The organism is Streptomyces venezuelae (assembly GCF_008642335.1).
Lineage (GTDB): Bacteria > Actinomycetota > Actinomycetes > Streptomycetales > Streptomycetaceae > Streptomyces > Streptomyces venezuelae_F.
Genome location: NZ_CP029191.1, coordinates 6,773,825 through 6,795,868, shown reverse-complemented (window position 1 = coordinate 6,795,868; position 22,044 = coordinate 6,773,825). Strand labels below are relative to the sequence as shown.

General features: G+C 70.4%; 20 protein-coding genes. 12 read left to right on the top strand and 8 right to left on the bottom strand.

Annotated features, from left to right (window positions below; all coding sequences use genetic code 11):
• Nucleotides 1-75: 75 nt before the first annotated feature.
• A complete protein-coding gene (locus tag DEJ49_RS30405) occupies nt 76-1,323 on the bottom strand; it encodes an SLC13 family permease (RefSeq protein ID WP_150187069.1) in 1,248 nt (415 codons plus the stop codon).
• Nucleotides 1,324-1,434: 111 nt separating this feature from the next.
• Nucleotides 1,435-1,758 carry a GNAT family N-acetyltransferase gene (locus DEJ49_RS30400; RefSeq protein ID WP_263398818.1) on the bottom strand — a complete coding sequence of 108 codons (324 nt, stop codon included), beginning with the start codon at nt 1,756-1,758 and terminating at the stop codon, nt 1,435-1,437.
• Nucleotides 1,759-1,978: 220 nt separating this feature from the next.
• Here DEJ49_RS30400 and DEJ49_RS30395 point away from each other — a divergent pair, with 220 nt between their 5' ends.
• From DEJ49_RS30395 to DEJ49_RS30385, 3 genes are all read left to right on the top strand, one after another.
• Nucleotides 1,979-3,013 carry an Rv2578c family radical SAM protein gene (locus DEJ49_RS30395; protein ID WP_150187067.1) on the top strand — a complete coding sequence of 345 codons (1,035 nt, stop codon included), beginning with the start codon at nt 1,979-1,981 and terminating at the stop codon, nt 3,011-3,013.
• Nucleotides 3,014-3,147: 134 nt separating this feature from the next.
• Nucleotides 3,148-4,701 (top strand): alpha/beta hydrolase, encoded by a 1,554-nt coding sequence (locus tag DEJ49_RS30390; RefSeq protein ID WP_150187066.1) that lies wholly within the window; start codon nt 3,148-3,150, stop codon nt 4,699-4,701.
• Nucleotides 4,698-5,096, top strand: a complete 399-nt coding sequence (locus DEJ49_RS30385; protein ID WP_150187065.1) for a RidA family protein — start codon at nt 4,698-4,700, stop codon at nt 5,094-5,096. Before DEJ49_RS30390 ends, DEJ49_RS30385 begins: the two co-directional genes overlap by 4 nt.
• Nucleotides 5,097-5,132: 36 nt before the next feature.
• Here DEJ49_RS30385 and DEJ49_RS30380 read toward each other — a convergent pair whose 3' ends face one another.
• Nucleotides 5,133-5,720: an adenylosuccinate lyase gene (locus tag DEJ49_RS30380; protein WP_150187064.1), complete on the bottom strand. Its 588-nt coding sequence runs from the start codon at nt 5,718-5,720 to the stop codon at nt 5,133-5,135.
• A gap of 362 nt (nt 5,721-6,082) precedes the next feature.
• Here DEJ49_RS30380 and DEJ49_RS30375 point away from each other — a divergent pair, with 362 nt between their 5' ends.
• The 9 genes from DEJ49_RS30375 to pssA all read left to right on the top strand — a co-directional run bounded on the left by DEJ49_RS30375 (nt 6,083) and on the right by pssA (nt 17,025).
• Nucleotides 6,083-7,864: a 3-hydroxyacyl-CoA dehydrogenase family protein gene (locus tag DEJ49_RS30375; protein ID WP_150187063.1), complete on the top strand. Its 1,782-nt coding sequence runs from the start codon at nt 6,083-6,085 to the stop codon at nt 7,862-7,864.
• A 112-nt stretch (nt 7,865-7,976) separates the two neighbouring features.
• Nucleotides 7,977-8,783, top strand: coding sequence for a TetR family transcriptional regulator (locus tag DEJ49_RS30370; protein WP_190329494.1), 807 nt, complete (start codon nt 7,977-7,979; stop codon nt 8,781-8,783).
• A 452-nt stretch (nt 8,784-9,235) separates the two neighbouring features.
• Nucleotides 9,236-10,597: a crotonyl-CoA carboxylase/reductase gene (gene ccrA, locus DEJ49_RS30365; protein ID WP_411757212.1), complete on the top strand. Its 1,362-nt coding sequence runs from the start codon at nt 9,236-9,238 to the stop codon at nt 10,595-10,597.
• A 22-nt stretch (nt 10,598-10,619) separates the two neighbouring features.
• On the top strand, nt 10,620-12,647 hold the full coding sequence (locus DEJ49_RS30360) for a protein meaA (protein WP_150187062.1): 2,028 nt from the start codon (nt 10,620-10,622) through the stop codon (nt 12,645-12,647).
• Nucleotides 12,644-13,618, top strand: coding sequence for an HpcH/HpaI aldolase/citrate lyase family protein (locus DEJ49_RS30355; RefSeq protein WP_150174024.1), 975 nt, complete (start codon nt 12,644-12,646; stop codon nt 13,616-13,618). Before DEJ49_RS30360 ends, DEJ49_RS30355 begins: the two co-directional genes overlap by 4 nt.
• Before the next feature lie 5 nt (nt 13,619-13,623).
• Nucleotides 13,624-14,148: a MaoC family dehydratase gene (locus DEJ49_RS30350; protein ID WP_150187061.1), complete on the top strand. Its 525-nt coding sequence runs from the start codon at nt 13,624-13,626 to the stop codon at nt 14,146-14,148.
• Nucleotides 14,149-14,152: 4 nt separating this feature from the next.
• Complete coding sequence (locus tag DEJ49_RS30345) at nt 14,153-15,358, top strand: acyl-CoA dehydrogenase family protein (protein ID WP_150187060.1); 1,206 nt, start codon at nt 14,153-14,155, stop codon at nt 15,356-15,358.
• A gap of 169 nt (nt 15,359-15,527) precedes the next feature.
• Complete coding sequence (locus tag DEJ49_RS30340; RefSeq protein WP_150187059.1) at nt 15,528-16,184, top strand: phosphatidylserine decarboxylase; 657 nt, start codon at nt 15,528-15,530, stop codon at nt 16,182-16,184.
• Nucleotides 16,171-17,025 carry a CDP-diacylglycerol--serine O-phosphatidyltransferase gene (gene pssA, locus DEJ49_RS30335; protein WP_150174018.1) on the top strand — a complete coding sequence of 285 codons (855 nt, stop codon included), beginning with the start codon at nt 16,171-16,173 and terminating at the stop codon, nt 17,023-17,025. Before DEJ49_RS30340 ends, pssA begins: the two co-directional genes overlap by 14 nt.
• A gap of 101 nt (nt 17,026-17,126) precedes the next feature.
• On the opposite strand, the gene DEJ49_RS30330 is transcribed toward pssA, so the two are convergent.
• The 5 genes from DEJ49_RS30330 to DEJ49_RS30310 are packed head-to-tail and all read right to left on the bottom strand — an operon-like array spanning nt 17,127 to nt 22,014.
• A complete protein-coding gene (locus tag DEJ49_RS30330) occupies nt 17,127-18,392 on the bottom strand; it encodes an ABC transporter substrate-binding protein (RefSeq protein ID WP_150187058.1) in 1,266 nt (421 codons plus the stop codon).
• On the bottom strand, nt 18,389-19,537 hold the full coding sequence (locus DEJ49_RS30325; RefSeq protein ID WP_150187057.1) for a branched-chain amino acid ABC transporter permease: 1,149 nt from the start codon (nt 19,535-19,537) through the stop codon (nt 18,389-18,391). Before DEJ49_RS30325 ends, DEJ49_RS30330 begins: the two co-directional genes overlap by 4 nt.
• The gene (locus tag DEJ49_RS30320; RefSeq protein ID WP_150187056.1) at nt 19,530-20,420 is read right to left on the bottom strand and encodes a branched-chain amino acid ABC transporter permease; all 891 of its coding nucleotides are present in this window, start codon (nt 20,418-20,420) and stop codon (nt 19,530-19,532) included. Before DEJ49_RS30320 ends, DEJ49_RS30325 begins: the two co-directional genes overlap by 8 nt.
• On the bottom strand, nt 20,417-21,226 hold the full coding sequence (locus tag DEJ49_RS30315) for an ABC transporter ATP-binding protein (protein WP_150187055.1): 810 nt from the start codon (nt 21,224-21,226) through the stop codon (nt 20,417-20,419). The genes DEJ49_RS30320 and DEJ49_RS30315 overlap by 4 nt, the downstream gene beginning before the upstream one ends.
• Complete coding sequence (locus DEJ49_RS30310) at nt 21,223-22,014, bottom strand: ABC transporter ATP-binding protein (RefSeq protein WP_150188571.1); 792 nt, start codon at nt 22,012-22,014, stop codon at nt 21,223-21,225. The genes DEJ49_RS30315 and DEJ49_RS30310 overlap by 4 nt, the downstream gene beginning before the upstream one ends.
• Between the last annotated feature and the right edge of the window lie 30 nt (nt 22,015-22,044).

The window sequence follows — 22,044 nt, the reverse complement described above, 5'->3', positions numbered from 1 at the left end:
TTCGCGGAAAGCCAACCACCCGCCGCACCGGCCTCCCAAATCGGGTCCCCCGCAAGAGCCCGGCGAGGGGCGTGCTCAGCCGGGCAGGAGCCGCAGGGAGACCCACAGCGCGAGGGTGGAGAGGACCAGGGCGGCGGGGGTGGTGAGGAGTCCGAGGCGGGTGAACCGTCCGAGGCTGACGTCGTGTTCGTGCTGGTGGGCGATGCGGCGCCAGAGCAGCGTGGCGAGCGATCCGGCGTAGGTGAGGTTGGGTCCGATGTTCACGCCGATCAGCACGGCGAGCACGGCTCCGGGCCCGGCGGGGGCGGCCAGCGGGACGAGGGCGAGGACGGCGGGCAGGTTGTTGATCAGGTTGGCGAGCAGCGCGGCGACGGCGGCGGTGCCGAGCAGGGCGGGCAGCGCGGTGCCGTCGGGCAGGACCCGGCCGAGGGCGTCGCCGAGGCCGTTGTCCACGACGGCCCTGACGACGATGCCGAGGGCGAGGACGAAGGCCAGGAACGGCAGCTGGGCCGAGCGCAGGATCGCCACGGGTGTCGTACGACGGCGCAGCAGGGCCCGTACCGCGAGGACGGCCGCACCGGCCGCGGCCGACCAGGCCGGTTCGATGCCGACGGCGGAGGCGACGGCGAATCCGGCGAGGGTGGCGGCGACGGTCACCAGGGCGAACCGCGGCATGCGCGGCGGTTCCGCGGGCTCGGTGCCGTCGGCGGGTGCGTCGAGGTCGGCGGCGAAGAACCGCAGGAAGACGACGTACTCGACGGCGATGGCGACCAGCCAGGGCAGCGTCATGAGCAGCGCGAAGCGCGTGAAGCTCAGTCCGGTCGCAGTGAAGGCGAGGAGGTTCGTCAGGTTGGAGACGGGCAGCAGGAGGGACGCGGTGTTGGACAGGTGGGCGCTCGCGTAGACGTGCGGCGCGGGGCGGGCGCCCATGCGGGCGGCCGTGGCGAAGACGACGGGCGTCAGGAGGACCACGGTGGCGTCCAGGCTCAGGGTCGCGGTGATCACCGAGGCCAGGGCGAAGACGGCGCCGAGCAGCGTGCGGGGGCGTCCCGCGGCACGGCGTGCCATCCAGCCGCCGCAGGCGCGGAAGAGCCCTTCGTCGGCGCAGAGCTTGGCGAGGACGAGGACGCCCGCGAGGAATCCGATGACGGGCCCGAGCCGGGCGGCCTCCTCCCGTACGTCGTCGAGCGGGATCGCCCCGGCCAGGATCACGGCGCCGGCGGCGGGCACGGCGAAGGCGGCCTCGGGCAGGCCGAAGGGGCGGACGACGGCGCAGACGAGGACGACGGCCAGGGCTGCGACGGACAGGGACTCGACGAGCATGCTTCCGATCATCCATCGCGTCGTCCGTCGCGCGTTCGGCGGGCCTGGCGGCGGACCGGCCGGAACGGGCCCGGCGGAGGGGGTGCGCGCCGCCGCCGGGCCCGTGATCCGCTACTTCAGGGACGGTGTCGGTGCCGGTTCCGGCGCGTCCGTGCGGTAGCGGGCCGTCGTCCCGTCACTGCCCCAGCGGTGCAGGCCCGCCTTCTCCAGGACGCGGACGGAGGCTTCGTTGCCGAGTTCGACCTCGGCGTACGCCACGGTGGCCTCGGGCGAGGTCAGAGCGTGGGCCGTGAGGGCCCGTACGGCCTCGGGGGCGTGGCCGCGGCCGCGGCGCGAGGGCACGACTCCGTAGCCGAACTCGACGGTGCTCTCGCTCGGCGGCCAGAGCAGGCTGAGGGAGCCGACGACGGCGCCGCTCTCCCGTTCGACGATCAACCGGTGGCCGTGGGCTCCGCGAGGACGTCGGCGACCTCGTCGGCCGTCCAGGCGCGCAGGGTCAGGCGCTCGGTCGACAGCTCGGCGGCGATGGTGGTGGAAAGGGAAGACACGCGGTGCGAGTCACGGCGCGCGGAGCTGGACACGGCACGCGGAGCGGGGTCGCACGATCAAGGGAACGTATGTTCTATTCTGTGGCCAGTGCTACCGAGGAGGCGTCATGCGCTGGGAAAACCTTTCCGACGGGCCGCGCCGCGGCCCCGCGGATGCCGCGCTGTTCGGCGCGGACGCGGTCACGACGCGCGTGTTCGACACCCCTGAGTTCGCGGGGATCACGTTCCACGAGATACGGGCCAGGTCGATCGTGAACCGCGTGCCCGGGGCGTCCCGCATGCCGTTCGAATGGACGGTCAACCCCTACCGGGGGTGCACGCACGCGTGTGTCTACTGTTTCGCGCGCAAGACGCACAGCTATCTGGACCTGGACACCGGCCTCGGGTTCGACAGCCAGATCGTCGTCAAGGTCAACGCCGCCGAACTGCTGCGGCGCCAGCTCGCCTCGCCGCGCTGGCACGGCGACCACATCGCCATGGGCACGAACGTGGACTGCTACCAGCGCGCGGAGGGCCGCTACCGGCTGATGCCGGGGATCATCGCGGCCCTGCGCGACCGCGGGAACCCGTTCTCCATCCTGACCAAGGGCACGCTGATCCTGCGCGACCTGGACCTGCTGCGGCAGGCGGCCGCGGTGACCGACGTGGGGATCTCCGTGTCCGTGGGCTTCGTCGACGAGGAGCTGTGGCGCACGGTCGAGCCGGGCACTCCGGCGCCCGGGCGCCGCCTCGACGCGGTGCGCACCCTCACCGAGCACGGCATCGGCTGCGGTGTCCTGATGGCGCCGGTCATCCCCTTCCTGGGCGACCATCCGGACCAGCTGCGCGCGACGGTGCGGGCCGTCGCCGAGTCGGGGGCGACCTCGGTGACACCGCTGGTGCTGCATCTGCGGCCCGGGGCGCGGGAGTGGTTCATGACGTGGCTCGGCCGGCACCACCCGCATCTGGTGCGGCGGTACGAGCGGTTGTACGCGGAGGGCGCGTACGCCCCGAAGTGGTACCAGCGCCGCGTCACCCGCCAGGTGCACGAGCTGGCCGAGGAGTTCGGCATCGGCCCCACGCGCGCGGGTGCCGCACGACGGATCAGGGTCCCGGAGGCACCCGAGCCCGCCGCGGGACCCACGCAGCTCACCCTGCTCTGACCGCCCCCTCCGACCGGCTTGGCCCGTTCGGGTTGTCCCCGGCCGGGACGGGCGCTCTTCGGGGGCGCGGTCCGGAAGGATGCGCCGGAGATCGCGGCCCCCGGGGCCCCGAACCCACCGCTCTGGGAGGCCGGATGAAGAAGAGTGCCCTCGTACTGTGCGCGGTCGCCGCCGTGACCGCGACGCTGGCCGCGGCGGTGCCGCCCGCTGCGGGAGCCCCCGCGGAGCGCTCCCCGCTCGCCTGGAAGAAGTGCGCCACCAAGACCTATCCGACGCTCCAGTGCGCCTCCCTGAAGGTGCCTCTCGACCACCAGGAGCCCCGCGGGCGGCAGATCACCCTCGCCCTGTCCCGCGTCCCGCACACCGCGAAGACCTCTCAGGGGCCGCTCCTGGTGAACCCCGGCGGCCCCGGCGGCAGCGGCCTGTCGATGGCGGGGTTCGTCGCGAAGTCGCTGCCCGGGAAGACGGCCGCGCAGTACGACATCGTGGGCTTCGACCCGCGCGGGGTCGGCAGGAGCAGGCCCGCGCTCAACTGCGCGCCGGGGCACTTCGACCCCGTGCGCCCCGCCTCCGTCCCGGCCACGGCCGCCCTGGAGCGCGAGAACCTGCGCAGGGCGCGGGCGTTCGCGACGGCGTGCGGCAAGAAGTACGGCGACGTCCTGCCGTTCATCGACTCGGTGAGCGTGGTCCAGGACATGGACGACATCCGCGCGGCCCTCGGCGCGCAGCGCGTCAACTTCTTCGGCTACTCCTACGGCACGTACCTGGGCGCTCTCTACGGACGCCTCTACCCGCAGCGCGTGCGGCGCATGGCGCTCGACTCCCTCGTGGACCCGACGGGTGTCTGGTACGACGACAACCTCCGCCAGGACGAGGCCTTCGACAAGCGCCACAAGGCGTTCATGACCTGGATCGCCCGCCATGACGCTGCCTACGGGCTCGGCGAGGACCCCGGTGGCGTCGAAGCCAAGTGGTACGCAATGCGCGGGGCACTCGCCGAGAAGCCCGCGGGCGAGAAGGTGGGCGCCGCCGAACTGGAGGACACGTTCCTGCCCGGCGGCTACTACAACGGCTACTGGCCGCGCCTGGCCGAGGCGTTCGCCGCGTACGTGAACGACGGGAACAGCAGGCCGCTCGTGGCGGCGTACGGCATGTTCGGCGCGGTCGACGCCGCGGGCGAGAACGGCTACAGCGTCTACAGCGCCGTGCAGTGCCGGGACGTGCGGTGGCCGCGTGAGTGGCGGACGTGGCGCGACGACAACGACCGGATGCACACGAAGGCGCCGTTCACGACCTGGAACAACGCCTGGTACAACGCGCCGTGCGCGTTCTGGCCGACGCACCACCTGAGCCGGCCGAACGTCGCCAACTCCGAACTGCCGCCCGTCCTGCTGTTCCAGGGCACGGACGACCCGGCCACCCCGTACGACGGAGCCGTCAGACTCCACCACATGCTGCGCGGCTCACGCCTGGTGATCGAAGAGGGCGGCGGCAACCACGGCGTCACCCTCAGCGGCAACACGTGCCTCGACCGGCACTTGGCGGTCTACCTGACGACCGGCAAGGTCCCCACCGGCGACGGCGGGACCGACGCGGTCTGCAAGGCCCGACCGGCCCCGAAGCCACAGACCCCGAGGCAGGCACAGCCGAGGGCACTGTCACACCCGTGGTCCACGATGGGCACATGAGCCGACTGACCCACATCCACGCGCCCGAGGGCGTCGCCCCCGCCACCGCGTACACGCACGTCGTCATGGGAACGGGCCGCTTCGTCGCGGTCTCGGGCCAGTTGGCCCTGGACGAGGAGGGCGAACCGGTCGGCGAGGGCGACGCGGCCGCGCAGGCACGGCAGGTCTTCGAGAACCTCCGGCGGTGCCTCGCGGCGGCGGGCGCCACCTTCGACGACGTCGTGAAGCTGACGTACTTCGTGACGGACATGGCGCACATGCCCGCCGTGCGCGCCGCACGGGACGCCTTCCTCGACCCCGAGCGACTCCCCGCGGCCTCGGCGGTGCAGGTGGCGTCGCTCGTGGGGCCCGAGTTCCTGATGGAGATAGAGGCGTTCGCCGTGGTGTCCGAGTAGCCGTCGCTCCGGACCAGTCGTCAGCCGGAGCAGCCGTCAGCCCGTGCGGTCGTCGTCCCGCGGGAGGCGGGCCAGTGCCGCCGACGCCGCCGCCGCGAGGCGGGGATGACCGCGGGCGGCCGTCAGGACCGGCCTCGCGCGGGCGTCGCCGAGTGCGCCGAGGCCCTCCACACAGGCCAGCGCGATCTTGCCGAACGGGTCGTGCGGCGCCAGTCTGCGCTGGAGCGTGGTGATCAGCGCGGGCGCGGACTCCGGGGCGCGGAGCTCCGTGAGCAGGCGCACGGGATAGAGGGCGTAGGCGACGCGGAGCTCGTTCGTCGCCAGGGCGGCGGCCGCGCGTGCCGTACGCGGGTCGCCGAGGCGGGCCAGGGCGTGGGCCGCGGCGGCGCAGCGTGGTGGGTCCCGGTGGTTCAGGAGGAGGACGAGCGACTCGAAGGCTCTGCGGTCGCCCGCGACGCCGAGTCTGACCGCGGCCAACTCCCGGGCCCACAGGGGCTGCCCCGGCGAGACGAGCACCTCGGCGAGCTCGTCGGGATCCTCCGCGGCGAGCAGCCTCTGGTACTCCTTCGATCCGCCCGCCTCCGCCCGTAAGCGTTCCGTCACCGTCCGCAACTCCTCATCCATGGTCGCGAGCCTAAGCCTTACCGGCGGTCGCGATGTAGATCACAGACACGGGAAAACATCGCGGGCTGGCGCGCTCGTTACTCGCCGGTTAGTCTCATGTGAGCGGGGCACACTCCCCGTAGCAGTTCCTTTTCTCGCGGTGGCCTGGTGACGCAGCCGCCGTGAGTGTCTGGTCGGTTCGGTACTTCACGTACCTCAGTACGACGTGGCTCCGGGACAGAGCCGGTCGACTCCCCCTCACCGGGCGTGCCCCTGCGCGCCGCCCGGACACGACACGCACCACTTTCCCGCTCGCCGTGCGGCCGTCGCCATGGCCGTACCCGCGCGCCCCTCAGTCGTCACTCTCTTCCTGGAGTCCACGCATGGACGCTCCCCTGAACACCGTCGCCGTCATCGGTCTGGGCACGATGGGCACCGGCATCACCGAGGTCCTGGCCCGGGCGGGCCGCGAGGTCATCGGCATCGACATCTCCCAGGCCGCGGCCACCCGCGCCGTCGAGTCCCTGGAGGCTTCGACCGCCCGCGCCGTGCGCCGAGAGCGCCTCACCGAGGAGGAGCGCCGCGGCGTCCTCACCCGCTTCCGCACCTTCACCGATCTGCGCGCCGCGGCCGACGCCGACCTGGTCATCGAGGTCGTCCCGGAGTCGTACGAGATCAAGCAGCAGGTCGTCCGCGAGCTCGACGCCGTCGTGCGCCCCGGGACGATCATCGCGACCGGCACCAACGCGCTGTCCGTGACCCGGCTCGCCGCCGAATCGGCGCGTCCCGAGCGGGTGTTGGGCCTGCACTTCTTCAACCCGGCGCCCGCGATGAAGCTGGTCGAGGTCGTGTCGTCGGTGCTGACCGCGCCCGCCGCCGTCGCCGCGGTCACCGACCTGGCCCTCGCGCTGGACAAAGAGCCCGTCGCGGTCGGCGACCGGCCGGGCTTCGTCGCCGACGGGCTGCTCTTCGGCTACCTCAACCAGGCCGCCGCGATGTACGAGGCGAAGTACGCGTCCCGCGAGGACATCGACGCGGCGATGCGGCTCGGCTGCGGCCTGCCGATGGGCCCGCTCGCGCTGCTCGACCTGATCGGCGTGGACACCGCCCGCACGGTCCTGGACGCCATGTACGCAGAGTCACAGGACCGTCTGCACGCGCCCGCGCCGATCCTCAAGCAGCTGAGCGAGGCGGGTCTGACCGGGCGCAAGGCGGGCCGCGGCTTCTACACGTACGCGGAGGCGGGCAGCGCGGAGGTCGTGCGCGACTCGCTGACCCCGGTCGAGGACGAGGAGCGTGCGCCCGGCCGTACGGTCCGCTCGGTCGGTGTCGCGGGCTCGGGGACGATGGCGTCCGGCATCGCGGAGGTCTTCGCCAAGACGGGCTTCTCCGTGGTGCTCGCCGCGCGGACCGAGGAGAAGGCGGAGACCGCCAAGTCCCGCATCGGGAAGTCCCTGTCCCGCTCCGTGGACAAGGGCAGGATGACGGCGGAGGCGGCGGCGCAGACGCTGGAGCGGATCACGCCCGCGGGGTCGTACGAGGCGTTCGCGGACGTCGATCTGGCTCTGGAGGCCGTCGCGGAGGACCTGGACATCAAGCGGCAGCTCTTCGCGACGCTCGACAAGGTCTGCAAGCCGGGCGCGATCCTGGCGACCACGACGTCCTCGCTGCCGGTCGTCGCCTGCGCCCGCGCCACCTCGCGGCCGCGTGACGTGATCGGCATGCACTTCTTCAACCCGGCCCCGGCGATGAAGCTGGTCGAGGTGGTCCGCACGGTCGTGACCGGGGACGACGTGCGGGCGACGGTCCGCGAGGTGTGCACGAGGATCCGCAAGCACCCGGTGGACTGCGGCGACCGCGCCGGCTTCATCGTGAACGCGCTGCTGTTCCCGTACCTCAACAACGCGATCAAGATGGTCGAGGAGCACTACGCGTCGCTGGACGACATCGACGCCGCGATGAAGCTCGGCGGCGGCTACCCCATGGGCCCCTTCGAGCTCCTGGACGTCGTCGGCCTGGACGTGTCGCTGGCCATCGAGAAGGTCCTGCACCGCGAGTTCCGCGACCCGGGTCTGGCCCCGGCGCCGCTGCTCGAACACCTGGTGGCCGCGGGCTGCCTCGGCCGCAAGACGGGCCGTGGCTTCCGCGAATATGCGCGGCGCTGAGCAGGCCGAGGAGCGACCGGGGGAACGGACGGACTGGGGCGGGCTGCTCGAACCCTCGGGCAGCCCCGTCCCTCAGGAGCACCGTGGCGCGCACATGCAGTACGTTCATGGCATGTCCAAGGCCGCCAAGTCCTCACGCAACGCAACCCCCGACGCTCCCGAGAGTGCCGCGGGCAGCCGTGCCGCCGCCCAACGGCTCAAGATGCGCAGGGAGCTGGCGGCCGCTGCCATGGAGCTCTTCGCGTCCAAGGGGTACGAGGCGACGACGGTCGACGAGATCGCCGCGCAGGCCGGGGTGGCCCGCCGGACCTTCTTCCGGCACTTCCGCTCCAAGGAAGAGGCGATCTTCCCGGACCACGACGACACCCTGATCCGCGCGGAGGCGGTCCTCAACGCGGCCCCGCCGCACGAGCACCCGCTGGACACGGTGTGCCGGGGCATCAAGGAAGTCATGAAGATGTACGCGGCGTCGCCCGCGGTCTCCGTGGAGCGCTACCGCCTCACCCGTGAGGTCCCCACGCTCCGCGAGCGCGAGATCGCCTCGGTGGCCCGTTATGAGCGGCTGTTCACGCGCTATCTGCTGGGCCACTTCGACGAGCAGGCGCACCACGACGGCAACGACGACCCGCTGCTCGCCGAGGTCGCCGCGTCGGCGGTCGTCACCGCCCACAACCACGTCCTCAGGCGGTGGCTGCGGGCGGGCGGTCAGGGCGACGTGGAGACGCAGCTGGACCACGCGTTCGCGATCGTGCGGCGGACCTTCGGCACGGGGATCGGCGCGGGCCGCGACACGATGCCCGCGTCGACGCCCGCGACGGTGTCCGAGCAGGGCGAGGTGCTGGTCGCGGTGGCGCGTACGGACGCGCCGCTGGACGAGGTCATGCGGACCATCGAGAAGGCGCTCAGGGAGCGTGCCTAGAGACCTCCCAGAGGTCCTGAGGGGTCTCTCGACGGGGTCGTTCGGGTGTTCCTAGGCAGGTTTTGATCCGCCTTCATGCGTGGCTTAGAAGGGGGCGCTACCGTTCGGTAGCGCCCCCTTCGTCCTGCACGGCACCCCCTCTGACCTGCGGTGATCGATCATCGGTCAAAAATTAATGGCACCCAGTGTCTTGCCCGTTGGCACGCGGTGCCATACGTTGATGTTGTCCGGGCGGCCGGCGTGCAGGGATCTCGCGCACGTCGGCTGTCCCCACAAGCCACGGCTTGCGCGCCCGGACGCCTGCGTCACAGGCACCTCCCGCGCCACACCAAGGCGTTGCCGAGCACCACCCTTCGCCGAACCGACGGCACACCCCTCCAGAGCACCGCAACAAACCCCGACGTATCCCCTCGAAAAAAGCGCCCCCTCAGCGCTTCCGCCGGAGGTAAACCGTGAAGGAAATCCTGGACGCGATTCAGGCCCAGACCGCGACCGCGAGTGGCTCGGCCACGGTCACATCCGCAGATTTCGCCGCTCTCCCGCTGCCCGAGTCGTACCGCGCGATCACCGTGCACAAGGAGGACGCGGAGATGTTCGCGGGCCTCGAGACCCGCGACAAGGACCCCCGCAAGTCGCTCCACCTCGACGACGTGCCGATCCCCGAACTCGGCCCCGGCGAGGCGCTGGTGGCCGTCATGGCCTCCTCGGTCAACTACAACTCCGTGTGGACCTCGATCTTCGAGCCGCTGTCGACCTTCAGCTTCCTGGAGCGCTACGGCAAGCTCAGCGAGCTCACCAAGCGCCACGACCTGCCGTACCACATCATCGGATCCGACCTCGCGGGCGTCGTCCTGCGCACCGGTCCCGGCGTGAACGCCTGGAACCCGGGCGACGAGGTCGTCGCGCACTGTCTGTCCGTCGAACTGGAGTCGTCCGACGGCCACAACGACACGATGCTCGACCCCGAGCAGCGCATCTGGGGCTTCGAGACCAACTTCGGCGGCCTCGCCGAGATCGCCCTGGTCAAGTCCAACCAGCTGATGCCCAAGCCGGGCCACCTCAGCTGGGAGGAGGCCGCGTCCCCCGGCCTGGTGAACTCCACCGCGTACCGCCAGCTGGTGTCGGGCAACGGCGCCGGCATGAAGCAGGGCGACAACGTGCTGATCTGGGGCGCGAGCGGCGGACTCGGGTCGTACGCCACGCAGTTCGCGCTCGCCGGCGGCGCCAACCCCATCTGTGTGGTGAGCAGCCCGCAGAAGGCGGAGATCTGCCGCGCCATGGGCGCCGACGCGATCATCGACCGCAACGCCGAGGGCTACAAGTTCTGGAAGGACGAGCGGACCCAGGACCCCAAGGAGTGGAAGCGCTTCGGCAAGCGCATCCGCGAGCTCACCGGCGGCGAGGACATCGACATCGTCTTCGAGCACCCCGGCCGCGAGACCTTCGGCGCCAGCGTCTACGTCACCCGCAAGGGCGGCACCATCACGACCTGCGCGTCGACCTCGGGCTACATGCACGAGTACGACAACCGCTACCTGTGGATGTCCCTCAAGCGCATCATCGGCTCGCACTTCGCCAACTACCGCGAGGCGTGGGAGGCCAACCGCCTGATCGCCAAGGGCAAGATCCACCCGACGCTCTCCAAGGTCTACTCCCTGGAGGACACCGGACAGGCCGCCTACGACGTCCACCGCAACCTCCACCAGGGCAAGGTCGGCGTCCTCGCCCTCGCGCCCGAGGAGGGCCTGGGAGTGCGCGATCCGGAGAAGCGCGCCGAGCACATCGACGCGATCAACCGCTTCCGCAACGTCTGAACGCACTGAGGAGCAGCGCAAGATGACAGAGCGTCAGAAGGACCGGCCGTGGCTCATGCGGACGTACGCCGGTCACTCCACGGCGGAGGCGTCCAACGAGTTGTACCGGCGCAACCTCGCCAAGGGGCAGACGGGCCTCTCGGTCGCGTTCGACCTGCCCACGCAGACCGGCTACGACCCCGACCACATCCTCGCCCGCGGCGAGGTCGGCCGGGTCGGTGTGCCCGTCTCGCACCTCGGTGACATGCGACGGCTGTTCCAGGACATCCCCCTGGAGCAGATGAACACCTCGATGACGATCAACGCCACCGCCATGTGGCTCCTGGCGCTCTACCAGGTGGTCGCGGAGGAGCAGGGTGCGGACATCACCAAGCTCCAGGGGACGACACAGAACGACATCGTCAAGGAGTACCTCTCGCGCGGGACGCACGTCTTCCCGCCGGGTCCCTCCCTGCGCCTCACCACCGACATGATCACGTACACGGTGGCGCGGATCCCCAAGTGGAATCCGATCAACATCTGCAGCTACCACCTCCAGGAGGCGGGGGCCACACCGGTCCAGGAGATCGCGTACGCGATGTCCACCGCCATCGCGGTTCTCGATGCCGTACGCGACTCGGGGCAGGTCCCCGAGGAGAAGTTCGGGGACGTCGTGGCCCGCATCTCCTTCTTTGTGAACGCCGGAGTCCGGTTCATCGAGGAGATGTGCAAGATGCGGGCGTTCGGGCGGATCTGGGAACAGGTCACGCGCGAGCGATACGGCATCGAGAACCCGAAACAGCGCCGGTTCCGCTACGGCGTGCAGGTCAACTCCCTCGGCCTGACCGAGGCCCAGCCGGAGAACAACGTCCAGCGCATCGTCCTGGAGATGCTGGCCGTCACCCTCTCCAAGGACGCACGCGCGCGTGCCGTGCAGCTGCCCGCCTGGAACGAGGCGCTGGGTCTCCCCCGGCCCTGGGACCAGCAGTGGTCGCTGCGCATCCAGCAGGTCCTGGCGCACGAGAGCGACCTCCTGGAGTACGAGGACATCTTCGCGGGCTCGCACGTCATCGAGTCCAAGGTGGCCGCCCTCGTCGAGGACTCCCTCGCGGAGATGGACCGCATCGAGAAGATGGGCGGCGCGATGGCCGCCGTCGAGTCCGGCTACCTCAAGTCGCAGCTCGTCTCCTCGCACGCGGAGCGCCGGGCCCGCATCGAGTCCGGCCAGGAGAAGATCGTCGGCGTGAACTCCTACGAGTCCACGGAGCCGAGCCCGCTCACCTCCGACCTGGACGCGGCGATCATGACGGTCGACCCGGCGGTCGAGGCCCGCGTCGTGGACGCCCTGAAGCAGTGGCGTGACACCCGCTACCAGCCGCCGTTCAACCACCCCCGCCCCTGCAAGGCCCTGGAACGGCTGAAGGAGGTGGCGGCCGGGACGGGCAACCTCATGGAGGCCACCCTGGAGTGCGCACGCGCCGGTGTGACGACCGGCGAGTGGGCCGGGGCACTCCGGGAGGTCTTCGGGGAGTTCCGGGCTCCTACGGGCGTCTCCAGCGCTCCGGTGGCCGTCACCGCTGAGGAGGGCACGCCGCTCGCCCTCGTCCGCGAGAAGGTCGCACGGACCGCCGAGGACCTCGGCGGCGGCCGGCTCCGCTTCCTGGTCGGCAAGCCGGGCCTCGACGGACACTCCAACGGCGCCGAGCAGATCGCGGTGCGCGCGCGTGACGCCGGCTTCGAAGTGGTCTACCAGGGCATCCGGCTCACGCCCGAGCAGATCGTCGACGCGGCGCTCGCCGAGGACGTCCACGCGGTCGGCCTGTCGATCCTCTCCGGCTCGCACGCGGAGCTCGTCCCCGACGTGCTGGAGCGGCTCCGCAAGGCCGGCGCCACCGACATCCCCGTCATCGCCGGCGGCATCATCCCCAACAGCGACGCCGAGGACCTGAAGGCGGCGGGTGTCGCCGCCGTCTTCACCCCCAAGGACTTCGGCATCACCGAGATCATCGGCCGTATCGTCGACGAGATCCGGAAAGCGAACCACCTCGACCCCCTGGAGGTCCCCGCATGACCGCGCCCACCGCGCCCATCAACCGCCTTCGTCCGCGCCGCTCCTGTCTCGCGGTCCCGGGGTCGAACCCCCGCTTCCTGGAGAAGGCCCAGGGCCTCCCCGCCGACCAGGTCTTCCTCGACCTGGAGGACGCCTGCGCGCCGCTCGCCAAGCCCGAGGCGCGGCACACCATCGTCAAGTTCCTCAACGAGGGCGACTGGACGGGCAAGACGCGGGTCGTGCGCGTCAACGACTGGACGACCGAGTGGACGTACCGCGACGTCGTGACCGTCGTCGAGGGGGCCGGGCAGAACCTCGACTGCATCATGCTGCCGAAGGTGCAGACGGCCGAGCAGGTCGTCGCCCTCGACCTGCTCCTCACCCAGATCGAGAAGACGATGGGCTTCGAGGTCGGCAAGATCGGCATCGAGGCGCAGATCGAGAACGCGCAGGGCCTCAACAACGTCAACGCGATCGCCGAGGCCTCCCAGCGCGTCGAGACGATCATCTTCGGCCCGGCCGACTTCATGGCGTCCATCAACATGAAGTCCCTGGTCGTCGGCGAGCAGCCGCCCGGCTACCCGGCGGACGCCTACCACTTCATCCTGATGAAGATCCTGATGGCCGCCCGCGCCAACAACCTCCAGGCGATCGACGGTCCCTACCTGCAGATCAAGAACGTCGACGGCTACCGCGAGGTCGCGAACCGCGCCGCGGCGCTCGGCTTCGACGGCAAGTGGGTCCTGCACCCCGGCCAGGTGGAGGCCGCCAACGAGGTCTTCTCGCCCTCGCAGGAGGACTTCGACCACGCCGAGCTGATCCTCGACGCGTACGAGTACTACACGTCCGAGGCGGGCGGCAAGAAGGGCTCGGCGATGCTCGGCGACGAGATGATCGACGAGGCCAGCCGGAAGATGGCGCTCGTCATCTCCGGGAAGGGCCGTGCGGCCGGGATGACCCGCACGTCCAAGTTCGAGGCCCCGGAGGCGTAAGACACATGCAGTTCGGCCGCACCTACGAAGAGTTCGAAGTCGGCGCCGTGTACAAGCACTGGCCCGGAAAGACGGTCACCGAGTACGACGACCACCTCTTCTGCCTGCTCACCATGAACCACCACCCCCTCCACATGGACACGAACTATGCGGAGAAGACGACGGACTTCGGGAAGAACGTCGTCGTGGGCAACTACATCTACTCGCTGTTGCTCGGCATGTCCGTCCCCGACGTCTCGGGCAAGGCCATCGCCAACCTGGAGATCGAGTCGCTGAAGCACGTGGCGCCGACCTTCCACGGCGACACGATCTACGGCGAGACGACGGTCCTCGACAAGACGCCGTCCCGGTCCAAGTCGGACCGCGGCATCGTGTACGTGGAGACCAAGGGCTACAAGCAGGACGGCACGCTGGTCTGCGTGTTCCGCCGCAAGGTGATGGTTCCCACAGAGACGTACATCAAGGAGCGCGGCGGCGAGCAGCCCGGCCGCCCGGAGCTGAACGCCCCTTCGAAGAGCACGGAGAAGTGAACCCATGAGCCGACTCGCGCAGACCGCCGGTCTCACCGACATCCAGCAGGAGATCCTGGCCACGGTCCGGGACTTCGTCGACAAGGAGATCATCCCTGTCGCGACCGGTCTTGAGCACCGTGACGAGTACCCGCAGCAGATCGTCGACGGCCTCAAGGAGTTGGGCCTCTTCGGGCTCATGATCCCGGAGGAGTACGGCGGTCTGGGCGAGTCGCTGCTCACGTACGCGCTGTGCGTGGAGGAGATCGCGCGTGGCTGGATGTCGGTCTCCGGCATCATCAACACCCACTTCATCGTCGCTTACATGCTCAAGCAGCACGGCACGCAGGAGCAGAAGGAGACCTTCCTGCCGCGGATGGCGGCCGGCGAGGTGCGGGGCGCGTTCTCGATGTCGGAGCCGGGGCTCGGCTCCGATGTGTCGGCCATCACGTCCAAGGGCGTGAAGGACGGCGACGAGTACGTTCTGAACGGTCAGAAGATGTGGCTCACCAACGGCGGAACGTCGACTCTGGTGGCCGTCCTCTGCCGGAGTGACGAAGGACACCCGGAGGGCACGGCGCCCCACAAGTCGATGACGACCTTCCTCGTGGAGAAGGAGCCCGGCTTCGGAGAGGTCCGGCCCGGCCTCACCATCCCCGGCAAGATCGACAAGATGGGTTACAAGGGCGTCGACACGACCGAACTCATCATGGACGGACTGCGAATTCCGGCCAATCGTGTGCTCGGCGGGGTCACCGGCCGAGGGTTTTACCAAATGATGGACGGCGTCGAGGTCGGTCGCGTCAATGTCGCAGCTCGTGGCTGTGGAGTCGCTCAGCGTGCCTTCGAACTGGGCGTCTCGTATGCCCAGCAACGTCACACTTTCGGCAAGGCGATCGCCCAACACCAGGCCATCCAGTTCAAGCTGGCCGAGATGGCTACCAAGGTCGAGGCCGCGCATGCGATGATGGTGAACGCAGCACGCAAAAAGGACTCCGGGGAACGAAACGACCTCGAAGCAGGCATGGCGAAGTACCTCGCCTCCGAGTACTGCAAGGAAGTCGTGGAGGACGCGTTCCGGATCCATGGTGGGTACGGCTTCTCGAAGGAGTATGAGATCGAGCGCCTCTACAGGGAGGCACCCATGCTGCTGATCGGTGAAGGTACCGCCGAGATCCAGAAAATGATCATTGGCCGACGGCTACTCGAAGAGTATCGATTCCAGGGCTAGATGCCCGGTTTGGGCCACTTTCGCCGAGAAGAAGATCACACCCTGTCAACACTCTTCAGCCGCGGACTCGGCTTCCTGGCTTGCCCAGTTGTGGCTCGCAACCGATAACATCCGGAAAAGCCGCCGTCCCCCATTCCCTGCGCGGCCTCATCCGCTACGAAGGTCATCCATGCCCCACAGCCAAACCTCTGCACCACGCGACGGCATTCTCCAGGGACGCCTTGCCCGCGGAGCATCGCCGTGGCTCCTGCCCACCGTCGCCACCGCGGCACTCAGCCTCGCCCGCGCTCGCCACTCGAAGGGCGCCGCGGCCGTAGCCGTCCCTGCCACCGCCCTCGCGGCCGGCATGCTGTGGTTCTTCCGCGACCCCGAGCGCGAGATCGCCCAGGGCCGCGTCATCTCTCCGGCCGACGGTGTGGTGCAGAGCATCATGCCGTGGAAGGACGGGCGCACCCGCGTCGCGATCTTCATGAGCCCGCTGAACGTCCACGTCAACCGTGCGCCCCTGGCGGGCACCGTGACGTCCGTGGAGCACATCCCCGGCGGGTTCGTCCCGGCGTTCAACAAGGAGAGCGAGAACAACGAGCGCGTTGTCTGGCACTTCGACACCGAGCTCGGCGACATCGAGATGATCCAGATCGCGGGCGCGGTCGCGCGGCGCATCGTGCCGTACGTGCCGCAGGGCACGAAGGTGGAGCAGGGTGAGCGGATCGGCCTGATCCGTTTCGGCTCGCGCGTCGACATCTACCTCCCCGAGGGTGTCGAGGTGGACGTCGAGGTCGGTCAGAAGACCGTGGCTGGGGTGACTCGCATTGACCGTGGTTGATCCAGAGACACAGGCGGGCTGGGTGCCCGAGGCGGTGGAGGACGAGGCCGACGAGGAGATGCCTCTCTCACTGCGCCTCTCGATAGCGGACACCCTCACGCTCGGTAACGCCACGTGCGGGTTCATGGCGGTGTACTTCACCACCACGGGCATCCTCATCCCGCACCTCCAGGGCAGCAACGAGAGCGGCATGGCGCGGCACTCCGCCGCGACCGCCGTGATCCTGATGCTCTGCGCGGCCGTCTTCGACCTCTTCGACGGTCTCGTGGCCCGCAAGCTGCGCTCCTCGCCGATGGGCGCGGAGCTGGACAACCTGTCGGACCTGATCAGCTTCGGTCTGGCCCCGGCGTACTTCGTCCTGGTCTACGGCATGGTCGCCGACGACGCGCACCAGCGGGTGGCGGCGGTCGGCGCGATCGTCGTGCTGCTGGCGGTGGTGCTGCGGCTTGCGCGGTTCTCGTGCGTGACCGTGAAGGACGGCACCTTCCAGGGCATGCCGTCGCCCTTCGGGGCGCTGACGGTCGTCTCGATCGTGCTCCTGGAGCTGCCCTTCGTGGCGACGCTCCTCGCGATCATCGGCACGGCCTGGCTCATGGTCAGCCGCGTCGAGTACCCGAAGCCGCGCGGTCCCCTCGCGGTGGCCATGCTCTCCTGGATCGTCGCGGCGATGGGGCTGCTCGCGGCGTGGGCGTTCGAGGCTCCCGGCGGCCAGCTGCTCCTGCAGACGGGCTGCGCGCTGCAGCTCGTCCTGGGTGCGGTGATTCCCCTCTTCGCCACGGCTCGGAGGGTGAACAACTTTCGGGGGAACCGGCGTGAGGCTCGGGCAGCGCAGTTGCCGTAGCGGCGCGGGTGCCTGCGGCGCTTGAGCGGTTTTAAGGGGGGCCTGAACCTTTTGGTTCAGGCCCCCCTTCGCTTGCCGTCTGTCGCCCTTCGGGCTCGTCCTCAATCGCCGGACGGGCTGAACCCCTGCGCTGCATCCGCCGCGCTCGGCTGCCGGACTACCTTCATGCCGCCTGTTGCCTTCTTGTCGGGGCGGAGGATGACGCTCTGTTTCGACGAGGGGGTCTTGGGGTCGGTGAAGTTTTGGGGGGCGCCGAAGCCCGCGTCGAAGGCGTCGAGCGTAAGGAGCGCCTTGCCGACGCCCTCGCGCGTGAGGTCCTTCTTGTCGCACGCCGCCTTCAGGGCCTCCCCGAAGACGGACGCCGCCGTCCAGCCCGCCACGACACCGTTGTCGAGGGAGTCCTTCGGGTGGGCCTTCTTGTAGTCGGCGACGAGTTTCTTCGCCTCCGGCGTGTCCGCGCCGATGGGGAGCGTGGGAGAGGCCACGTAGTAGTTCTTCTCCAGGGCCGGGCCCGACTGCGTGGCGAGGAGCTGGGGGGCGAACGCCGAGTTGTTGCCGATGACCGGGACGTCGAAGCGTCCCGCCGCCGCGACGCCGACGAGGGAGGCCGCCTGGCGGGGGCCCGCGCTGATCACGACGGCCTTGACGCCGGCCTTCTTCAGGGCGGAGACCTGGGCGGTCATGTCGTTGTCCGTCGGTTTGATCTTCTGCTCGACGACCGTGAGGCCCGCCTTCCGGGCCATGTGCTTCGAGCCCTTCAAGGCGTTCTCTCCGTAGTCGCCCTCGAAGTAGACGTGGCCGAGCTTGTCGCCCTTCTTGAGGCCCTTCTCCTTCATCAGGAAGTCGATCGCGTTGATCGTCTCCAGGTCGTACGTGGAGCCGATCACGCGCACGTACGGGCTGCCCAGCAGGTTCGCCGACCAGGCCTGCGGCAGGACGAGACCCTTGTTGGCGTCGACGCGTCGTTCGACGGCGGCGACGAACGGGGAGCCGATGAACTGGGCGAAGCCGAGGACCTTCGGCTCCAGCTCGGTGTAGGCGGCGACGGCCTTCTGCGGGTCGTAGCCGTGGTCGCGGACCGTGAGCTTCAGCTTGCGGCCGCAGATGCCGCCGTCCGCGTTGGTCTGGTCGACGTAGAGCTGCTGGGCCTGGGTGACGCTCTTGCCGAGCGTGGCGTAGACGCCGGTCATGTCGGTGAGGACGCCGAGGTCGATCGTCTCGCCGGTGACGCCGTCGCCGGTCTTCACCCCGCCCGCGCCCTTGTCGCCGTCGCCACCGTCGTCATTGGCCTTCGAGCTGCACGCCGACAGTGCGAGCAGCGCGGCGAGCGCCGTGGCGGTCGCGGTGGCCCTGGTCAGTGCTTTCATGCTTCCTCCCCTGGAGTGCCTGGTCTTTGCCTGCTGCGCCGCGCGGCGATGCTCACCAGGCCGCCGGGCAGGAAGAGCACCACCGCCACGACGGCGGCGCCGTACAGATACCGGGACGCCTCGCCCGGTGCGATCCCTCCGGTGCCGGGTGCCGAGACCAGGGGGAGCGCGTCGCTGTACCGGGTCAGCAGCTGGGGCAGCAGGGAGACGAGTGCGGCGCCCGCGACGGCTCCCGCGACCGAGCCGAGGCCGCCGATCACGATCATGGCGAGGTATTCCAGGGAGAGCGTCATGCCGAAGTAGTCGGGGACGGTGCGCTGGAAGACCAGGGCGAGCAGCACCCCGGCGAGGCCCGCGTACATGGACGACAGGACGAAGACCCCGGCGCGGTAGCGGGCGACCGGGACGCCCATCACGCCCGCGGCGACACGGTGGTCGCGGATCGCGTTCATGGCGCGCCCCGGGCGGCCGCGCAGCACGCCGCGGGCGAAGAGCCCGCAGCCGACGAGCAGCACGAGTCCCGCGTACCAGAGCTTCTCGACGGAGCCGAACGGCACGGCCGCGACCACGACCTCGCTTTCGTCGAAGGCGATGCCGAAGACGTTCAGGGGCGGCACGTCACGTCCGTTGGAGCCGCCGGTGAGGTCGTGGGCGTTGAAGAGCACGTGCTGCCCGATGAAGATCAGCGCGAGGGTCGCGATGCCGAGGTACGCGCCGCTCAGGCGCCCCGCGATGGGGCTGAAGAGGCCGCCCGCGAGTCCGGCGAGCGCCACGGCGAGGGTCGCGGCGAGCCAGGTCGGCAGGCCAAGCCCGGTCAGGCCGTCTCCCCCGTCGCCCGCGAGGACGCAGTAGCCGTACGCGCCGATGGCGAGGAAGAACGCGTGTCCCATGGAGAGCTGGCCGGTGGCGCCGGTGAGGAGGTTGATGCCGATCGCGCCGATGGCGGCGGCCATGGCGAAGAGGCCCGCCTGGAGCCAGAAGCGGTCCAGGTAGAACGGCAGGGCGAGCAGGACGGCCGTGCAGGCGGCCCACAGGTACGTGCGGGGGCGCCTGAGCCGCGTACGGCGGACGGAGCGGGCGGCGGGTGCGGCGACGGCCTCGACGGGCTCGGAGACGGGGGCCTTGGAGGCGGGGGCCTCAGACACGGGCGAGCTCCTTCGTGCCGAACAGCCCGGCGGGTCGCAGCAGCAGGATGACGGTCATGACGAGATAGGGCGCCAGGTCGCCGAGCCCGCGGCCGAGGAAGCTGAGCTCGCTCTGGTAGCCGGTGGCGAGGGACTCGGTGACGCCGACGACGAGGCCCCCGACCAGCGCGCCCGTGGTGGAGTCGAGGCCGCCGAGGATCGCGGCCGGGAACGCCTTCAGGGCGGCGAGCGAGGTGGCGCGCTCCAGTCCTGGCGTCGGGAAGACGGTGAGGAACAGCGCGGCCACAGCGGCGAGCGCCCCCGCGACCGCCCATGCGCCGAGCGACACCCTTCCCAGCCGTACGCCCATCAGCGCGGCGGTCTCCGGGCTCTCGGCGGCGGCCCGCATCGCCACGCCCCATGAGGTGTGGCGGAAGGCGAGGAGGAAAACGGTGATGAGCAGGGCGGCGGCGACGAACGCGGCGATGCGGGTGTGGGCGAGGGAGATCGGCCCGATGGTCAGCACGTCGTCGCCCCACGGGTCGCCCAGCGGCAGGACGTCGGTGCCGAGGCGACGGGTGAGTTCGGTGGTGAGCAGGATGTCGACGCCGATGGTGACGATGGCGAGCACGCTGTGGTCCGAGCCCCGGTAGCGGCGCATGACGAGGAACTCGACGGCCGCGCCGACCACCGCGGCGCCCGCGATGCCGACGAGCAGCGCCGGCCAGAAGCCGAGGTCGTCGTGGAGGGACGCGGTGATGTAGCCGCCCGCGAGGAGCAGTGAGGCGTGGGCGAAGTTCACGACCTCGGTGGCGCGGAAGATGACGACGAAGCCGAGGGCGATGAGGGCGTAGACCGACCCCATGGAGATGCCGTTGAGGAACAGCTCGATGAAGGTGGTCACGGTCGTCGTCCCTCTCCGTCCCCGGTCCATTCGCCCTCGCCCAGGTAGGCGCGTACGACCGCCGGATCGTTCTGTACGTCGCCGGGGGCGCCGTCGGCGATCCGGCGCCCGAAGTCGAGTACGGTCACCGCGTCCGCGAGCCGCATCACCACCCCCATGTCGTGTTCCACCAGGACGATCGAGATGCCGAGGCTGTCGCGGACGCCCGCGATGACGGCCGCGGTGCGGCGCCGCTCGTCGGCGGTCATCCCGGCGACTGGCTCGTCGAGGAGCAGCAGGCGCGGCTCCATGCAGAGGGCGCGGGCGAGCTCGGCGAGCTTCTGCTGGCCGTAGGGCAGGGCGCCCGCGGGCTGGTCGAGTTGGTGTTCCAGGCCGACGAAGGCGGCTATCTCGCGGACGCGTTCGCGGTGGCGGTGTTCTTCGCGGGCGGCCGAGGGGAGCCGGAGTCCGGCGGCCATGAAGCCGGCGCGGGTCAGCCGGTGGCGGCCGAGGAGGAGGCTGTCGGCGACGGTGGCGCGGGGCGGCAGCGCGAGGTTCTGGAAGATCCGGGCGACGCCGAGCTCCGCGATGCGGTGCGGGCGCAGTCCGGTGAGCTCGTGCGCGCCGAAGCGGACGCTGCCGGAGGTGGCGCGGTAGACGCCGGACAGGACGTTGAAGCAGGTGGACTTGCCCGCGCCGTTCGGCCCGATGACGGCGTGCACGGTGCCGGGGCGGACGGTGAAGCTGACGGCGTCGAGTGCGGTGAGCCCGGCGAAGCGGACGGTGAGGTCGCGGACGTCGAGGGCCGGTACGGATGTCTCGTTCACCGGTCGGCCTCCCAGCGCCGCAGTGTCAGCGGTGCGCCGGTCCCGCGGGTCGCGTCGGCCGCCGCGGCCTCGTCGACCACGCCCAGGTAGCGGCGGCGTACCTCGTCGGAGGCGGCGAGTTCGTCGGCGGGCCCGGACAGGGCGACCTCGCCGACGTCGAGGACGTAGGCGGTGGTGGCGAGGCGCAGGGCGAGGGCGGCGTTCTGCTCGACGAGGAGTACGGAGGTGCCCTGCGCGTTGATCTCGCGGATGGTGTCGGCGATGCGGGCGGCCATCAGCGGGGCGAGGCCCAGGGAGGGTTCGTCGAGGAGGAGCAGGCGCGGGGAGGCCATGAGGGCCCGGCCGACCGCGAGCATCTGCTGCTCGCCGCCGGAGAGCAGTCCGGCGCGTTGGGCGCCGCGTTCGGCGAGTACGGGGAAGAGGTCGTGGACGCGCCGCAGGGCGTCGGCCTTGGCGGCACGCGAACCGGTGGCGCCGAGGGCGCCCGCCCGCAGGTTGTCGGTGACGGTCATCCGGGCGAAGACCTGCCGCCCTTCGGGCACCTGGGAGATCCCGGCGGCGACGACCCGGTCCGCCGAGAGCCCGTCGATGCGACGCCCACCGAAATGGACGGACCCCGAGGTGAGCGTCCCGCCCTGGAAGGAGAGCGTCCGCGAGACGGCCCGCAGCAGCGTCGACTTGCCCGCGCCGTTGCCCCCGAGCACGGCGACGACGGTGCCGTCCGGCAGATCGAGCGAGACCCGCCGCAGCGCCCGCACGGGCCCGTATCCGACGGAGACGTCCCGCACGACGAGTCCCGTCCCGCGCCCGGGACGTCC

Bases quoted from the DNA above. Each gene is read 5' to 3' on its own strand.
- DEJ49_RS30405 (WP_150187069.1), bottom strand. From the start codon at position 1,323: ATGCTCGTCGAGTCCCTGTCCGTCGCAGCCCTGGCCGTCGTCCTCGTC.
- DEJ49_RS30350 (WP_150187061.1), top strand. From the start codon at position 13,624: ATGCAGTTCGGCCGCACCTACGAAGAGTTCGAAGTCGGCGCCGTGTAC.
- DEJ49_RS30370 (WP_190329494.1), top strand. From the start codon at position 7,977: ATGTCCAAGGCCGCCAAGTCCTCACGCAACGCAACCCCCGACGCTCCC.
- DEJ49_RS30360 (WP_150187062.1), top strand. From the start codon at position 10,620: ATGACAGAGCGTCAGAAGGACCGGCCGTGGCTCATGCGGACGTACGCC.
- DEJ49_RS30340 (WP_150187059.1), top strand. From the start codon at position 15,528: ATGCCCCACAGCCAAACCTCTGCACCACGCGACGGCATTCTCCAGGGA.
- DEJ49_RS30355 (WP_150174024.1), top strand. From the start codon at position 12,644: ATGACCGCGCCCACCGCGCCCATCAACCGCCTTCGTCCGCGCCGCTCC.
- DEJ49_RS30345 (WP_150187060.1), top strand. From the start codon at position 14,153: ATGAGCCGACTCGCGCAGACCGCCGGTCTCACCGACATCCAGCAGGAG.
- DEJ49_RS30375 (WP_150187063.1), top strand. From the start codon at position 6,083: ATGGACGCTCCCCTGAACACCGTCGCCGTCATCGGTCTGGGCACGATG.
- DEJ49_RS30390 (WP_150187066.1), top strand. From the start codon at position 3,148: ATGAAGAAGAGTGCCCTCGTACTGTGCGCGGTCGCCGCCGTGACCGCG.
- DEJ49_RS30330 (WP_150187058.1), bottom strand. From the start codon at position 18,392: ATGAAAGCACTGACCAGGGCCACCGCGACCGCCACGGCGCTCGCCGCG.
- DEJ49_RS30395 (WP_150187067.1), top strand. From the start codon at position 1,979: ATGCGCTGGGAAAACCTTTCCGACGGGCCGCGCCGCGGCCCCGCGGAT.
- DEJ49_RS30385 (WP_150187065.1), top strand. From the start codon at position 4,698: ATGAGCCGACTGACCCACATCCACGCGCCCGAGGGCGTCGCCCCCGCC.
- DEJ49_RS30380 (WP_150187064.1), bottom strand. From the start codon at position 5,720: ATGGATGAGGAGTTGCGGACGGTGACGGAACGCTTACGGGCGGAGGCG.